Genomic DNA, 15351 nt, shown 5'->3' with positions numbered 1-15351 from the left:
GCTGAGTACTTATAAAAGATAGTTTAATCAAATGGGTTTCCTTGTCTTTTTTTTGCGTCGAACTCACGTTTTTTAAGCAGATCATCAGCGTCCTGTCTTCTTGTTAGTTGCGCTTACATCAATGTTATGAACTTTTATCCTGAAGGCAACTCTGAGTTACCGAAGGACATCAATGTTGGATGATCTTCAAATCAAATATCCTTGCAATCAAGGATAAAACTAACTTAATGAAAGGAACTTATATGAATAACGTAAATACACCCGCCGCTGTTGGGGTTTCAACCCCAGACTTGACAAAACCTGTTCAGCCACAGAGCAAACAAACAGGTGCTGGTTTCGGATGGGTTATTACTAAAGCTGACCAGGGTGAACTTTTAAGTCATCAAGGTTTACAACAGGCAGGCTCCCAGCTTCAGGGTGACAGAGCCAATGACCGCCGTGTGGTGACCATCAATACCGATGGCATAGCGAATATCTACAATCGGAAGGCCGATGGGTCATTTGCAAAAGAGGCTAGCATTGCCTCTAAAGGTCTTGTCAACTCAGCCACCTTAAGCGACGATAAGCTCCATGTGGTCACTGTCAGCGACGATAACATGGCGGGAGTTCATGCCTTGGGGGCCGACGGAGCATGGGTAACCAAAACTGCCATTTCCCATGACGGGCCGATCACATTAGCAACCTTCAGCGCTGATGAAATGCATGTGGTGACCGCCAGTGACGATCACACGGCAAAAGTCTGTGACAAGATGGTCGACGGATCATGGGTAGAAAAAACCACCGTTCAACATGATGGGCCGGTCAATTTCGTAGACTTCATCGACGATGGCTTCCGCCTGGTGACCAGCAGTGAGAATGGAACGAGGCAAGTCACTGAACTGAAGTGAAATGATTGATTGCCTGCGCTCACTCATGGTGTCAGGCAACAGTTCTTGACAACTCACCTTAATTAACGCAACCCGCCGAGTGGGCAGTGATGTACCCTGGTACTTTGACGCCACTGACAAACTCCCGGAACCTGCCGCAATTACCTGCTCTTAACTGTTTGTGCTCCAGAGACTCTGTTGGTGGGTCACGGCTAATTCATCAAAGTCGTGGCGAGATGGTCTGTTTCAAGCTCAGTGGCAAAGTGGCGATATAAAAAAAAACTCTCTGAGCATGGATGATGATATGGCAACTGGTGGCTCCAATCTACCTGTTAATGGCCCCGGGGGCAGGCAACAAACAGTTCAAAGTCAATCGCTACCTTATACTCAACCAACCAAGGCTAAAATGGGGCCTCGGGATGTCTCTGTTGACGAAACCACCGACTCGCTATTGCAGGGGGAAGCAGGTCTGCACCTCCAGTATGTGCCTATCCACAAACGGGATGTTGTCATTGAGAATGTGGAGGGAGGCTTCTGGACCACCCTCCTGACAGGTTTTTCCAAGTTAGCGATGAAGTTTATCCGAGCCGGAGTCGGTAAGACTGGCAACAGGGCCGATGATAATTTAAAGAGAAATGAACAGTTTGCCAACGAGAACAAAAAGAAACTGAAGAAATTACAGTATGAGATGAAATCCATTCAGACTGAGCTGAAGGGATTGAGAAAAAAGCTTCCCCGTCTGGAAACTAAAAAGCAGGATAAATTTTCAAAACTCCAAAAAAGGCTTTTTGAATTAAGAGCTCAGCTGAGCAGGCTAGAGCGAAACTTAAATGAGATAGAGGAGACGAAGCCTCTCCTGAAAGTTTGGGATACGGCGATCAGGAAAGAGACACAGGACTTCCTGAAGTTGATCGAAAAGCAAATGGGTCCCGGACTTAAACTGATACATGGGCTTCAAGAGGTCTTTGGGAAGTCCAAAAAAGGACTGCCTGCTGGCAAGGTTTATCACCTCAACCTGGGGAACCTGTCGACCACACTGTCCTCCGGTGCTGAGCTGAAGGTACAAAACATCGGTGTCTTTATTGAGCAGTGTTATATGTCTCCCACGCAAGAGCTGATATTGGATATTGCCGATATCAGGGCAGACTTATCGTCAATGGGGGCCAGTGGCGAGGTTGAGCCAATGACTTTGTCCGGAGGAATCAGTATCAAACTGAAGCCACCGATCAGTGAACACTTGCGCAAGGTGTTGACCGAGAACATCCTGAAAGCTCCCATATATATTAATGCCATGAGCAACGAGCTGAAGCCTGCCAATGTGGCTGATATGGCTGAAGTGTCGATTAAAAGCCTTCAGTTAGAAAAAAAAGATGGACAAACCCTGGCGCTGCAAGACGCTTCGTTTGCTCACTCGCTGCTTGATTTGATGATCCCGTTCATGTCGGGAAGCCCCGAGCTTCCTCTTGTTGCACTGCACGTTGAGAAGCAATGGAAGCATAAAGGGTTGGAAGTGGTTTGCGAAAGTTTGGGCAAAGAAGAAAAAGAGCGCAAAGACGATCTTCATCAACTGCTGGAAGATATAAAAAGCCTGCCTGGAGGTGAAGCAAAAGACTACTGTCAACAATTGAGTATTCAAGCGACCAAAGCTCTGAAAGCGGTAGCGGAACTGAGAGAAGTCAAAATCCGTGAGTTAACCCACAGCAAACAGTTAAGAAGCGTACAGCAACAACGATCAAAGAATATTGACTCGTCATTTGATATGAACCGGGGGATGATCGATCTGGTCTACGGGCTGGCAGCTGTGGCTAATGGCAGCCCGACAGGCAGACAAAAGCATATTGCTATTCCGGGAATGAAGATTCCCGTATCGGATACCAGTTCTGTTGAATTGAGCCAGCTTAAGGTCAACGCGTCTGATTTTTCTTTCAGTCCATCCGGTGTCGCGGAGCTGACTATTCCGGAAATGGCCAGCCATATCACTCTTCAGAATGAAGTGACGGGAGAGAAAAAGTCGGTACCGGTCATCGTTAGAGGTGCATCGATCAAAATTCAGCCACCCTTTGGACCTCTGGTGAAGGAACTGTTGCAGCTGAAGTTTCCAGTGGACTCCAAAACGCTGAAAAAAGTCGTTCTGCCCATTTACAGGGAGGTGGAGAAAAAGAAGCACTCGGGTGGGACTCAAACCTCCGATTATTTAGAGATTGATCTGGGGAAGGTTGCCTGCCTGACCCGCGAGGGAGAGGTGGCTTTCTCAGGAGAGGAAGCCAGCCCGTATCAGCAGCACAGGCAGACGTTTGTCGAGAAAACCGGAGAACTTCTCTCGGCGAATGTTGATGCCGGGGCTATGGCGTCAGCACTGGCATCGGCAGGTTTAACCAAAGAGTCTCAGCAGAAAGTCTGGAAGCTTTGTGAGGAAGGTGTTTTTGCTGACAGTGCTGTTTTTGCACCTGAAAAACTGGAACATCTGGTCTTGCCATTCTCTGGACAAGAGCTACCAATACCGCTGACTTCCCCACTGCCGGAGCAAGAGGTCACTCAGAGTTCGGAAGTGGCGACCCCTGTTCCAGAGACTGAGCCAGCAGAGAATACAACCCCGAATGCTGAGATCTCAGAGTCTGAACCTGTCTTACCCACTTCAACAGGCACAGCGGCGGTAAATCCTGAGTCTCCCCGGAATGTAACGGTAAATGCTTCCGTCGCTGAGCCGGAAAGGCTTGAGTCAATCCTGGTGAATTCTCGAAAAACCCGGGCAGTTACTCCATCCTCTACATCGTTACCCGAAGAAGTCAAGCCGTCCGAAGTGGCAAATGCAGCGACCAATCGGCCCCTGTCCCGGGCCTCAGTTAAACCACCCGTAGAAAAACCACCAGAAGGTTTAAAGTTCAAAGACCTGGACGAGTGCATCGGAGTGATTAATCCAAGGTTCCGGACAGAAAAAGGAAAAAGAGTCGCTGATTTTGAAATGCGTATTGCTCCTCGGAGTTTGATGAAAAAGCTGTCCTGGTGGATGGGCTTTTTCCTCGGCAAAAAAGAGGTGGCTGTAAAGGTAACTCTGCCGATTGACCGAAAAAGTTCAGAATTGCAACTGCAGTCACCTTTTGTTCAATTGAAGAAGCGAACTTCCTTAAACCCGGCTGTCTGGTTGGCGACTTCTCTGGTTAATCGCAGGCTCAGGAAGCAGCAGTATCAGCTGGAGCTGGACCGTGTTGAGCAGCAGAAGCGTTTGAATCTTGTTCAAAAGTCTCGGGTTAGGCCTGTCTGATGCCGGGAGTCCGGATCGCGGGGCAGAGCAGAAAGCGCTGGGATATATGGCAAACCTGACTAACTGGTTTGTAGAATGGGTGAGTGAAAATCAAGTGAAGGCATTCCTCAGAGTGTCGCACCAGACAACTGAGATGGGTTGGTCGTATAACTGAACAGACATTAGGCCAACAAAAAACGCTCAAGCCAGCCTTGAGCGTTTTTGGCAGGTGCAGTTAAGCCTCACTGCTTTGTAGTGGTCAAGTAAAAACGGACACCTGATTAAGCTGCTTTTTTCAATTTTTGCTTCTCGAAGTCTACTGGACTCATATAGTCCAGATAGGAATGCAATCTGTTATTGTTGTAGAACAAAATGTAATCAATAACATGTGCCTCTACTTCTGCCCGAGTATCATAAATATAATGATCCGTTCTTTCCCTTTTCAGGCTGCCAAAGAACTGCTCCATCACAGAGTTATCCCAGCAATTACCCTTGCGACTCATACTACAGACCATCCCATACTCCCTGAGTTGATTCTGATACTCCAGAGACGCGTACTGGCTGCCACGATCTGAATGGTGCATCACACCATCTCCAGGCTTTCTGCCCCAGTAAGCCATTCTCAAAGTTTCCAGGGGCAGCTCTGTCGTCATACGGTTACTCATCGACCAACCGACGACTTTCCGCGAAAACAGATCAACGACAGCCGCCAGATAAACCCAGCCTTCACGAGTCCAGAGGTAGCTGATATCAGCTACGCATACTCTGTCGGGTGCTGAAACTGAAAACTCACGATTCAAAAGGTTTGCCGCCACTGGCAGTTTGTGTTTGCTGTTGGTTGTCACCTTGAATTTTTTGACCGCCCGAACCCGCAGGCCAAGCCGTTGCATCAGGGTTTTGGCCTGATAACGCCCTATGCTGTAACCTTTTGAACGCAGGGCTTTCGCCATTCGACGACTTCCATAAGGGTCACCTGATTGAGCAAAAATCTCTCGGGCATCTGCCTCCAGGCGAAACATCTCCGGGTCAATCTGTTGATTTTTTGCCTGTTGTTTATTCTATTCGTAGAAGCTACTGCGACTAACTTTTAGTGCTTTGCATAGCGTTACGACAGGATAGGCCTTCCTCTCCCGCTGTATGAAGGCGTATCTTACAGCTGGTCTTTCGCAAAGAAGGCCATGGCTTTTTTTAAGATTTCCTGTTCCATTTTCAGCTGTTTGTTTTCAGCTTCAAGCTCTTTGATTCTCTGCTGTTCAGTCGTCAGGGCCTGATGGCCTTTGCCGGGGAAAGCCAGCTCTTTCTTCTCTTCACTGAGTCGAACCCAACGACGGAGGTTAGTCGCACAAATTCCTAGACTTCTGGCGACTGCTGTAGGCGACTGAGCTTGTTCAGTAACCAGTTTTACAGCTTTGAGTTTGAATTCCTGAGAATAATGTTTTCGCGTTGCCATTATGAACCTCGTTACTGGTTGCACTATTGTGCTTAACGAGGTGTCCGGTGTCATTAGACCACTTCACAACCACGCTAACACGTTAGCGAAAACATGCAGACCCGCCGCAATCGGTCGTTGAGCTGAGTCTGTCCATGTCAGGCTTTTTAAATTGTTACACTAACGTTGCAGGCGTATTAAACCAGTGTTTCAGACACTCGTCTACCAGGGAAATGGTTAATAAAAGGTAATGAAATTAGGCAATAAAGTAACCGGCAGAAAGCCCCTGCATCTGCCTCCGTCTTCGGACTTGGATAATGAGGTTCAGGGGGTTCGCAAGGAAGAGACAACCCGCAAACAGATCCTGTCTCGTTCAGAATATCAACCTTTCCGATCACTGGCTGAAAGGGGAATAGAGACAGTCCCGGTTAAACCCGGCCTGTTGACCCGTGCGCTCAGTTCACTGTCGTCCAGTTTTATCTCTTTTTTCAGCTCTGCCATTTCATCGGTTACCGGTGCCACTCAGAAAGAGTTTCGCAATTTAATCAATGATGAGCTTGAGAATCAGGAGTCATTCAAGCGGGATATCGAAGACTTGGAGCACAGTCTGAAGCTTGCTGAGGAGTCACTGCAAAGGCTACGCAAAAGTATTGAGGTCCTGACGCCTGAGCAGATGGATCACTACATTATTCTGGTTAAAAAGCAACTGAGCATAAAGGCACAGCTGGTTCTCAAAAAGGCTTATTTAACAAGATCCGCTGAACAGGTGCGTTCTTATGAGCAGTCGCTGCCAGTCAGTAAAAGAAAACTTGAGCAGAGTATGAAGGTACTGGAAGAGAATATTTCAACCGGTATCCAAGCCCTTGCACTAATGAAAGATGTTTTCAAAAGAAACAGGAAGGACAAGCACCGGGGCAAGGTGTTTGAAATGCGTCTGGGTGATGTGAAAGTGACCGATCCTGACCGTTATGACTTTCAGGTGAAAAATCTGGTCCTTAATACCAGTCGTTTCTGTTTTGAGAAGGGGCAGCTGGAGCTGGAAGTACCCGAAATCTCTGCCGATTGCTTTTCCCTGGAAGAAGATAAAGCGGTTGGCCCCATCAAAATGAAGGGGAGCTGTCGTGTTTGCATTGGCGAACCCCTTGCCGAGCCATTGAACCACTTGTTGACCTGTAGAAAGACAGAGACTTTCAGCGCCTACAAAAAATGCTCTGAGGCCTTTGGAACTCTCTATGCAGAGACATCAGGATCGGATGCAAAAAGGCATCTGGGTGATGTTATTCAATGCTCGCTTGATGGCTTGGAAACGGAAGAGAGAGGGGTGAAGTCAGACCTGTTCATGCAAGCGATGGGAGAAGCGCTCATCCGATTATTTGCTCCGATGGTGACGACCTGGAAAAAAGAGCTGGGTGCTGACAGTCTTAAAAAGTCCAGAGAGCGGGAAGATGGCTTTGCCGTAAAAGCCAACGCTACGGTCGGTCTGTATCAGTCAAGAGAAAAGACGGTAAAGATGCTCGAAGAAGATCTTCCGGGGATGAAGGAAAGCAAGGCGAAAAAGGCTTGCCAGGTCATGTTGGCCTCTTGCCGGAAAGATCTGCAACGCGCCCGGAAATTGCTTAAGCAGAGGCAAGAAGAGTTGTCGAAGCAGAAACAGCGGACTGCGGCTATGATGTATCGCGAAGCCAATGCTGGCCAATCCATCCATTCTTACCAAAATGCCCTGAAGCTCTTTCATACCTTAAGAGGACTTGCCAAAAAGCAGGCATCAGACCCTTCTACCTCTGCATCCATGGGTTTTGGTGAGCAGCGCATCGACTTTACAGACACAGCCCATGTCGAGTTATCGTCCGCCTCTCTGAAGTTTTCCGGATTCCGTCTGGGTGAGGAGGGTGTGCTTGAAATCAAAATGCCCGATGTCGTCCTGAACCTGGGGCTGGTCAACGAAGTGTCAGATACCCGTGAAGCGTTTCCCGTCAGCTTGAAAGAGGTCTCTGTGAAAGTGAATCCGCCAATGGGAGAGATTGTTCACCAATTACTGCAACTGGACTTTCCTCTTGAGTTTCGGAAACTGGAACGGTTATGGAAACAGTATCAGGCTTGTACCTCTGAACATTACAACTCCATTGGTACCCATAATCCTCTTGGTATCGGCAGTTACCTTTCTGTCGACCTGGGCAGCGTGGCCTGTCTGGCTGCCGGAGATGTTCGTGTCGAAGCCAGAGAGCGCCCGGTTGCAGATAAGGAGTGGGTGGCCCTTGCTATCTCTGATCTGATGGGGAAGCCGCATGAGGTCAGTAAATTGGATCAGCTGTTCCAGGAAAAAATGGGTATGAATCCTCAGTCGTCCAATCAGGTCATGAACCTGCTTTGCCTGGGCTTGCTGGGCGAACCGGAACCGCTTTCTGCTCCGGACGAACAGAAAGAACTGTCGACCCATGAGATACCGTCATCCTTTCCCAAAGAGATTGAAGTGACTCCTGTAATCAATGAAAAGGCTGACATCAGCACCGGCTTGCCTCCTCAAATACCCGAAGAGATACCGGCTCCTCTATCCGAAAGTTCCGTGAGTCATAGCAATATAAAGTCAGAACCTGAATCTGAACCTGAGCCCGAACGTAAGGAGCCAGCATTCAACACGCTTCAGGAAAACCCTGAAAAAGCAGCACTGCCAGGGACAGAAATTTATTTGGGTGATCTTAGCCATTGTCCAGAGGTCAGTCAGGTGAAATTAGCGGTCAAGGGGGATACACCGCAAGTGAGTTTTGCTCTGAAAGTACCTGCCCTCAAGGTGCTTGGGAAGCTGCCTTTGCTGTTTAGCTGGCTGGTGGGATCTGACCTGGCTCTGTCTGTTCAGGCTCCCCTGAAAGAGGATATTGTTCAGTTCAGGCAACCCTTCATTAAGGTTCGTGGTGCCAGAGTACCTCTACTGGGTCCCTGGCTGGCCAATTTCTGGTTAAAACGCGCAATGGCCAGAGGCCAGTTAGCAATTAACACCCATCAGGTTGAAGGGCAGGCGGGCCTGCAGTTGCTGAGAGTTGACTCAGCCTGACGTCAGGATTTGTACCTCGACAGTGAATTCTGTCCCGACCCGGTCTACCGTTGTAGAGGCGTTAACTATAAAAACTCTGACCGGAAGGATAACTGGCTATAATGCCCTCTTGTGTTTCGGCTATAGTATGTTGGCTGGGACGGTTTAGCGCGGTTCTTTCACTGATGTTAAAACTCGAAAAAAGACAGATCTTTTTGCAGCAGGAGGCTGATAGCAAGCAGGAGGCTTTACAGTTAGCTGGCAAAAAAATGCTGGAAACCGGTTTGGTTTCAGCCGACTACCTTCCGGGTATCCACGCCCGGGAGAGCCTTGCTTCCACATTTCTGGATAACGGTATCGCTATACCTCACGGCATGCCAGAACTTCGCCGCGCCATTAAGAAGACGGGCGTGGTTGTCATTCAGTTTCCTGAAGGTGTTGAATGGGGAGTGAATCAACCTGTTTTTCTGGCCTTTGGCATAGCTGCCCACTGCCATGAACACCTCAGGATTCTGGGCGGTCTGACCAGGGTTCTGGACAATCGTCCTCTCTGTCATTATCTGGCCCGCACCCGTGAGCCTGAAATTATTGTCGATGCACTTGAGGGCAAACCATTACCGGGGCTGGGCAGTCTCAGTGAATGGCAAAAGGCTTACTTGAACCAGAGCCAGAAGGAAACCTGTGAGAGAGGCTGGGTCAGTCGTACATGCACGAAAAGCAATGAACTGACCAGAGAGTATCTTATCCACAACATTAATGGTTTACATGCCCGGTGCGGCAGTGCCTTTATTGCTGCCCTGACGCACTATGATGCCCGTGTTTATGTCCGCAATGTCAGTAAGAATGGTGACTATGTCAATGGAAGAAGTCTGGTCAAACTGTTGGGTCTTGAGCTGGTCTGTGGTGAGACTCTGGGTATCAGACTTTCTGGTCTTCACGCATTTGATGCGTTAAAGCGTCTTGATCAGTTGTTTCAGAAGAGTTTTTTTTGATCTGGGTCTGGCGCGCTTTTGAGTTCAGTCCGAAAGGCTCCCAAAGTAAAAAGCGCCCTTGAACGGGCGCTTTTGCAAATTCTATCTGGAGCTCAGGCCTCCAGGAAGTTGTTAGTTTCATCTACCTCAGTGATGAACATAAAGTATCCGGTTAATGACGGGTTTCACTGGCGGGCATTATGTTCGGGTGATCGAGCCACTCTTCAGGGCTCTCATCAATAGAGTCCACTGCTTCGGCTTCGTTCAGCTCCCCACGGGTTGCCAGCACTGCCAGATCCTTGGCAAAGCTCTGCAATAGATCGATCACTTCCTCCCTGTCAGGATCGAGGCTTTCATCAAAAGTGATATTAAAGAGAGGGTTATCATGTTCATACTCCTCTCCCTTGCGCATAAGTGTCATTTGAAGTCCGGGGTTCTCATAGTCCGCGACTTCGGCCAACTTGAAGGTAACAGATTGAGCTTCCCTGAGAACAGACAGCAACTTCAGGGCTTCTGCAGCGCTGATATCGCCTGCATCCACACAGGCTTCAACATACTCTCTGGCTGATAACCCCGAGTCCAGGTAGTTGTCTACCAGATCCTGCAGTTCTTTGTACTTGTTATGGTTCATGGACCCTCCTTAACTGCGCTTTCAGTAATGCCTGTAAACGAGTGCACAATTCCAGTGTACCTGATTGCGGATCAAATGAAAGGTTAAATAAGTATTTGTACTTTTACGAATTTCGGGTGTTACCTAAAGGCATCAAGTAGATCTTCTAACAGTTGATTTAAGGTGATACATTTGGCCACCATAGCTTTCATGAAAGGTTTTCTGAAAGGTTTTTTTTATTCGTAATGTAGGGCTGTTTGGCCATACTTTTATTTTCTATCAATCCTTCTGCTGTATTTATGAACCTTTCCAGACTGAACCTGAACCTGCTGCCCGGCCTGAAAGCCCTGCTGGACACCCAGAGTGTTTCCAAAGCAGCGCAGATGATGTGTGTTACCCAGTCTGCCATGAGTCGAACTCTGGCCCAGTTGCGGGAAGCATTGAATGATCCGATTCTGGTGAGAAAAGGCAATCGGATTTTTTTGTCCGAGAAAGCTACGTCACTGCATGAAGATGTGAACAGAGTGGTCACGGAAGCGAGCAGTATTTTTGAAAACCAGCAATTTTATATTGCGACTACCCAGCGACATTTCCGGATTGCTTCGGGGCACACGGTGCTGGAGCGAATTCTGCCAGAAGTACTGCAAAAAATATGGGCGGTGGCACCCGGGCTGACCTTTGAATTGCAAGCCATCAATCCCGCTGTTGATGTTGCAGCCGGAAAGTTGGATCTGTCCATTGGTTATATGGGCGTTCGGGAAGAAGGATTATCCAGCTTTTCACTGATGAAAGATCGGATGTGCCTGATTCTCTGTGAAAACCATCCCTTGGCCCATGAGTCTTTTTCAGAAGAGGCTCTGAAGTCTTTTTCCTTTGTGGTACAACGGGACAATATCAATCTGCATCAACAGAGCGAGATCAACCATTTCCTGAGCAAGGTGCAGGTGAAAACCTGGTCACCCGGTCTTTCGATCAGTCTGGCGTTAATCAAGGGAACAGACTGTGTGCTCATGGCTCCGGCTTCACTGTCCATGTTCCTGGACGATCTGTCAGGCTATGTGATCCGTGATTGCCCAAAAATTATCCCGGAAGTCAGCTTCGATATTGTCTGGCCAGAGTATTGGGAGATGAACAGGGCGCATCGTTGGATGAGGGAGTTCATCAGTGATGCATTGCTGGAACATATCCGGAGCAAAGAGCTGTATATGTTTGCCAATGAGTCAGAAGAAAGTCGGAAAAGGCCAGGTGCACGCCTTTCCTGACCCTGTTCTCAAATGATACTTTCCCGGGCGATTGCTTCCGTTGTCGGGGGCTGGCACACCTGAAGAACATCATATAGCTTTTCTATCTGACGGGTGAGCATCTCAACAGGTCGCTCACCGGAGACATCAAGTGCAGCAGAAACCATTTTCCCACACTCGGAGCTGCTCATGGATAGGCTCTCGAGATCAAATCCCCGGTGTCTGATTACCCGCAGGAGTCTCTCCATCACCTCTGGTTTTTTATGACACTGGATGGTCAGAGAGTAGTGGGTTTTGGAATCGCTCATGCTCTTGCCTCCATCATTTCGTGGTTGGCGGCGCCGGGTGGCACCAGGGGCCAGACGTTTTCTCGCTCATCAATACAGACATGAAGCATTCTTGGTCCCGGAGCCAGAAGCATTTCTTCCAGGGCCGGGAGCACTTCATGTCGTTCGGTAATCATTCTGCCTTCAATGCCAAATGCATTGGCCAGCGTAACAAAATCAGGATTGTCCGAAAGGTCAGTTTCACTGTAGCGCTGGTCAAAGAAGAGTTCCTGCCATTGCTTCACCATGCCTAGCCGCTGGTTGTCGAGTATGACAATTTTGATGGGGAGCTGTTTTCTTTTGATCGAAGCCAGCTCCTGCACATTCATCATGAAAGAGCCATCTCCGGAAACCAGTATCACATCGTCTTCCGGTCTTGAAATGGCCGCGCCTATCGCTGCCGGCAGACCAAAGCCCATGGTGCCAAGCCCGGCACTGGAGAGATGGTTGTTAGGATGAGAGAAGCTCATGTGCTGGGCTACCCACATCTGGTGCTGACCCACATCACAACTGATGACAGAATTCTCGCGGGAGGCTTCAGATAACTGTTTCAGAAGCAGAGGCGCAAAAATATCCTTACCGGGTTTGTCATAAACCCACTGGCTGGCAGCGCGGCTGGCTATACAGTGTTGTAACCAGTCACCCTTTTCTAAGGCGATGGTCAGGCTTTTGAGATTCTTCTTTAAGCAACCACCGAGGCTGACATCAGCCAGGCGACGCTTACCAAATTCTGCCGGGTCAATATCGAGATGGATGACTTTCGCATCGGGTGCAAAGCTCTCAAGCCTGCCTGTGACCCGGTCATCAAAGCGGGCTCCGATGGCTATCAGCAAGTCGCATTCCTGCACTGCCAGATTGGCAGCCCGGGTTCCATGCATACCTAGCATACCAAGGTAGCCCTGATCCTCAGGACAAACCGCTCCGATACCTTTCAAAGTACAAACACTGGGAAGACAGGTTTCTGTCAGGAATGTTCTGAGTTCGTTTACCGCATCAGCCATGCCTGCTCCACCACCGATATAAGCAAGAGGCTTGTTGCTCTTGCAGAGCAATGAGAGGGCTGTATCAATCTTGTCATAACTTTCGGCAGCTCTCTCTTCTATCACGTTGAGCGGTGGTGCATAGTGAGCTTCTGCTTGCTGAATATCTTTTGGCAGGTCAACCAGAACAGGACCCGGGCGGCCAGATTGAGCCAGATCGAAAGCTTTGTTCAGGGTTTCGCAGATATCATTCGGGTCTGTCACCAGAAAGCTGTGCTTGGTGCAACCCAGTGTCATACCCAGAATATCGATTTCCTGGAAGGCATCCGTTCCCATCATGGCAACAGGCACCTGGCCTGTAATGGCTACCAGGGGGATGGAGTCCAGCATGGCGTCAGATAAAGCGGTGATCAGGTTGGTTGCGCCAGGACCGGAAGTAGCAATACAGACTCCGGTTTTGCCACTGGCTCTGGCATAGCCAATAGCAGCGAAAGCGGCTCCCTGTTCATGTCTGCAAAGAAGGTGCTCAATATTGGAATCCAGAAGGGCGTCATACACTGGCATAATTGTGCCACCGGGATAACCGAAAACATGCCGGACTCCGCGTTGGGTAAGATTTCTTACCAGTACATTAGCGCCGTTCATGGGGTTGACCTCGCCCGGGATGAACTTCAGACTTGATGCGAACAGGCTTGCCAGTGTTCAACTCAAACCATTGCTGCGCAAAGAAAAATACGGCAACAGGGAGGATAATCAGCAGCAGTTCAGGAAGGCTGATGACTGCCGCAGTGGCCAGACTCAGAATAGCAAGAATCAGTTTGTTGTTTACGTTTAGCATGGTTCTATCCTCTCTGTTTGGAGTTTTTATCTTGTTTATACTTGCCGGGTTTTTAGGCCCCAAATACGAAAAAACCCCCCGAACCTTTCGGTGCGGGGGGTTCCTCGAAACTCTGATCTGTCAGCCAACAGACCCCCGCGCAGAGACGATAATCACCACGACTGGTAGCAGAATGATGTTGCTTATGGGGTTGGTTTTCATGGCTGACAAATACATATCAAGTTATTTAACGTGTTGTCAGGTATAACACACGCAGTCAGCATCTGCCAGAAAAAAATAAAATCTCGGAAAGGTGGCAGAGCCACTGAGGCAGAGTGTCCTCACTGGTAAATCCTCAGAAAGGCTGGTTAATAAATATGCGAAGCCGGTTGTCTTCTTTGCTGCTGGCGATTTCAGTTCTTACAGTGACACCTTCCACCTTAAAGCGGATACCACCGCCCACGCTGTATTTCATATCGGTGTGAAGTTCTCTCAGGTCGAAGTCGTCAGCAACGCGGCCAGCATCAACAAACAGGGTCCATTGCCACCAGGGAATATCGTACAGAGGTCCGATGACAGCTAGATTCTCAAGTGGCTGCCAGAGAGGAACTGCCCGGTACTCCAGACTATAAGACACTGCTGATCGGCCATGAAAACGCTCAGTGTTGTAACCTCTCAGCTTATCCCAGCCGCCCAGAGAGACTCCGGCAAAAGAAGGGGGGCGCTTGTACTCCTCTACGCCGTTGACATCGGTAGTGTCGTTCCAGGTAGGCGTATCAGCCAGCCAGGCGTTCAAGGCGATGACCTGCTGGTCAAGATAGTCATTGCTACCCAGGTTAAAGAACTTGCTGAACTCAAATTGCCAGGTTGTCCAGTCGGCACGGCTTTCGCTACCCCAGTCCCTGGTGTAGGTGAAGGTTGTCTGACTGCCCCGGGTCGGCAATTGACTGGCGTTACGATTGTCATAATCCAGAGTAAGCCTGATACCGGCAGCTTCGTCTGCAGAATCTGTCGAGTGGTCTTCAAGTTTCACACTTTCGTAAAAAGGCTGAATGTCGAAAGAGCTGATACCGGATATCAGAGGGTTCCAGACTTTACCCGCAGCGGCATTGCCCAGTGCATCCTGTTTCAGGCTGGACAGTGCACCGTTTCGACCTTCTGCAATAGGAAAAATGTATTTGAAACGGACTGAATAGCTTTGTTCAATACTGCCAGGGGTTATGAAGTTTTCCTTACTCGACTCATTGCTGCCGGGTTGCTCTCCGGAAAAGTCAGGGTTGCCGGGCAAATAATATCTGGACTGTGTGTAATCACCATAAAGCCCATTGACACTCACCAGCATCTGATCAAAACCGGGAATGATGAGATTATAAAGACCGGCATAGGCCATCGCGGAACCATTGCTGGAGGCAATGGCGGTTCCGAACAGAGAGGCCTGTGGTTGTCCAATGCCTTTGATAAGTCCGGCACCACCCAAGGCGGTGCCCCAGTCTTCAGAACTGAACAGGAAGGGGATTCCGGCAAAATCGAATTCTTCACTTGCAGGCGTCGCAGCAAACGCGCTTTGAAGCCCGGCAGTCAAGAGTAAAGAAGCTCCAACAAGCTTTGTTTTTTGTCCGCGTTGGGTATTGTTGCGCATTGTGTGTGCAGCAGATCCTTAAGGTAATGCGCTATTTTCTAATTGGTTCCAACGTTCTGGAATAAGAGGTTGTGCCTATTGACCTGCTGAACTTTGGATTATGCAGTCGACCCTCTCTCAGTATGATAAAAAAATCTGAGTTGACAGTTAGTTACCCTGATAATGTTCTGGCCAGCTCGTAGTTTGTTTCACACTGAAGTGTT

10 protein-coding genes and 1 pseudogene are annotated in these 15351 nt (G+C 48.9%); 5 read left to right on the top strand and 6 right to left on the bottom strand.

Annotated features, from left to right (window positions below):
• Nucleotides 1-242: 242 nt before the first annotated feature.
• Both ACOJUN_RS02965 and ACOJUN_RS02960 read left to right on the top strand, forming a co-directional pair.
• A complete protein-coding gene (locus tag ACOJUN_RS02965; RefSeq protein ID WP_422135184.1) occupies nucleotides 243-887 on the top strand; it encodes a WD40 repeat domain-containing protein in 645 nt (214 codons plus the stop codon).
• A 283-nt stretch (nucleotides 888-1170) separates the two neighbouring features.
• Entirely contained in the window at nucleotides 1171-4128 is a 2958-nt protein-coding gene (locus tag ACOJUN_RS02960; protein ID WP_422135183.1) for a hypothetical protein, read from the top strand.
• Nucleotides 4129-4388: 260 nt separating this feature from the next.
• Here the strand turns inward: ACOJUN_RS02960 and ACOJUN_RS02955 are convergent.
• Nucleotides 4389-5557 (bottom strand): annotated as a pseudogene (locus ACOJUN_RS02955) (IS3 family transposase).
• A gap of 229 nt (nucleotides 5558-5786) precedes the next feature.
• On the opposite strand from ACOJUN_RS02955, the gene ACOJUN_RS02950 reads away from it, so the two are divergent.
• Both ACOJUN_RS02950 and ACOJUN_RS02945 read left to right on the top strand, forming a co-directional pair.
• Nucleotides 5787-8585 carry a hypothetical protein gene (locus ACOJUN_RS02950; RefSeq protein WP_422135182.1) on the top strand — a complete coding sequence of 933 codons (2799 nt, stop codon included), beginning with the start codon at nucleotides 5787-5789 and terminating at the stop codon, nucleotides 8583-8585.
• Nucleotides 8586-8749: 164 nt separating this feature from the next.
• Nucleotides 8750-9556, top strand: coding sequence for a PTS sugar transporter subunit IIA (locus tag ACOJUN_RS02945; protein WP_422135181.1), 807 nt, complete (start codon nucleotides 8750-8752; stop codon nucleotides 9554-9556).
• 151 nt (nucleotides 9557-9707) lie between these two features.
• Here ACOJUN_RS02945 and ACOJUN_RS02940 read toward each other — a convergent pair whose 3' ends face one another.
• Nucleotides 9708-10166, bottom strand: coding sequence for a hypothetical protein (locus ACOJUN_RS02940; protein ID WP_317145220.1), 459 nt, complete (start codon nucleotides 10164-10166; stop codon nucleotides 9708-9710).
• Nucleotides 10167-10444: 278 nt separating this feature from the next.
• Between ACOJUN_RS02940 and ACOJUN_RS02935 the strand changes: the two genes are divergently transcribed.
• Entirely contained in the window at nucleotides 10445-11407 is a 963-nt protein-coding gene (locus ACOJUN_RS02935; RefSeq protein ID WP_422135180.1) for a LysR family transcriptional regulator, read from the top strand.
• Nucleotides 11408-11415: 8 nt separating this feature from the next.
• Here ACOJUN_RS02935 and ilvM read toward each other — a convergent pair whose 3' ends face one another.
• The 4 genes from ilvM to ACOJUN_RS02915 all read right to left on the bottom strand — a co-directional run bounded on the left by ilvM (nucleotide 11416) and on the right by ACOJUN_RS02915 (nucleotide 15091).
• Nucleotides 11416-11694: an acetolactate synthase 2 small subunit gene (gene ilvM, locus ACOJUN_RS02930; protein ID WP_422135179.1), complete on the bottom strand. Its 279-nt coding sequence runs from the start codon at nucleotides 11692-11694 to the stop codon at nucleotides 11416-11418.
• Nucleotides 11691-13337, bottom strand: a complete 1647-nt coding sequence (gene ilvG / locus ACOJUN_RS02925; protein ID WP_422135178.1) for an acetolactate synthase 2 catalytic subunit — start codon at nucleotides 13335-13337, stop codon at nucleotides 11691-11693. Before ilvG ends, ilvM begins: the two co-directional genes overlap by 4 nt.
• The gene (locus tag ACOJUN_RS02920; protein ID WP_422135177.1) at nucleotides 13324-13530 is read right to left on the bottom strand and encodes a hypothetical protein; all 207 of its coding nucleotides are present in this window, start codon (nucleotides 13528-13530) and stop codon (nucleotides 13324-13326) included. The genes ilvG and ACOJUN_RS02920 overlap by 14 nt, the downstream gene beginning before the upstream one ends.
• 334 nt (nucleotides 13531-13864) lie before the next feature.
• The gene (locus ACOJUN_RS02915; RefSeq protein WP_422135176.1) at nucleotides 13865-15091 is read right to left on the bottom strand and encodes a BamA/TamA family outer membrane protein; all 1227 of its coding nucleotides are present in this window, start codon (nucleotides 15089-15091) and stop codon (nucleotides 13865-13867) included.
• Nucleotides 15092-15351 lie beyond the last annotated feature (260 nt).

Source organism: Endozoicomonas sp. ALD040, assembly GCF_049275945.1.
Taxonomy (GTDB): domain Bacteria; phylum Pseudomonadota; class Gammaproteobacteria; order Pseudomonadales; family Endozoicomonadaceae; genus Endozoicomonas_A.
Note: the sequence above shows the minus strand (reverse complement) of the source record. Positions and strands in the feature narration are given on the sequence as shown.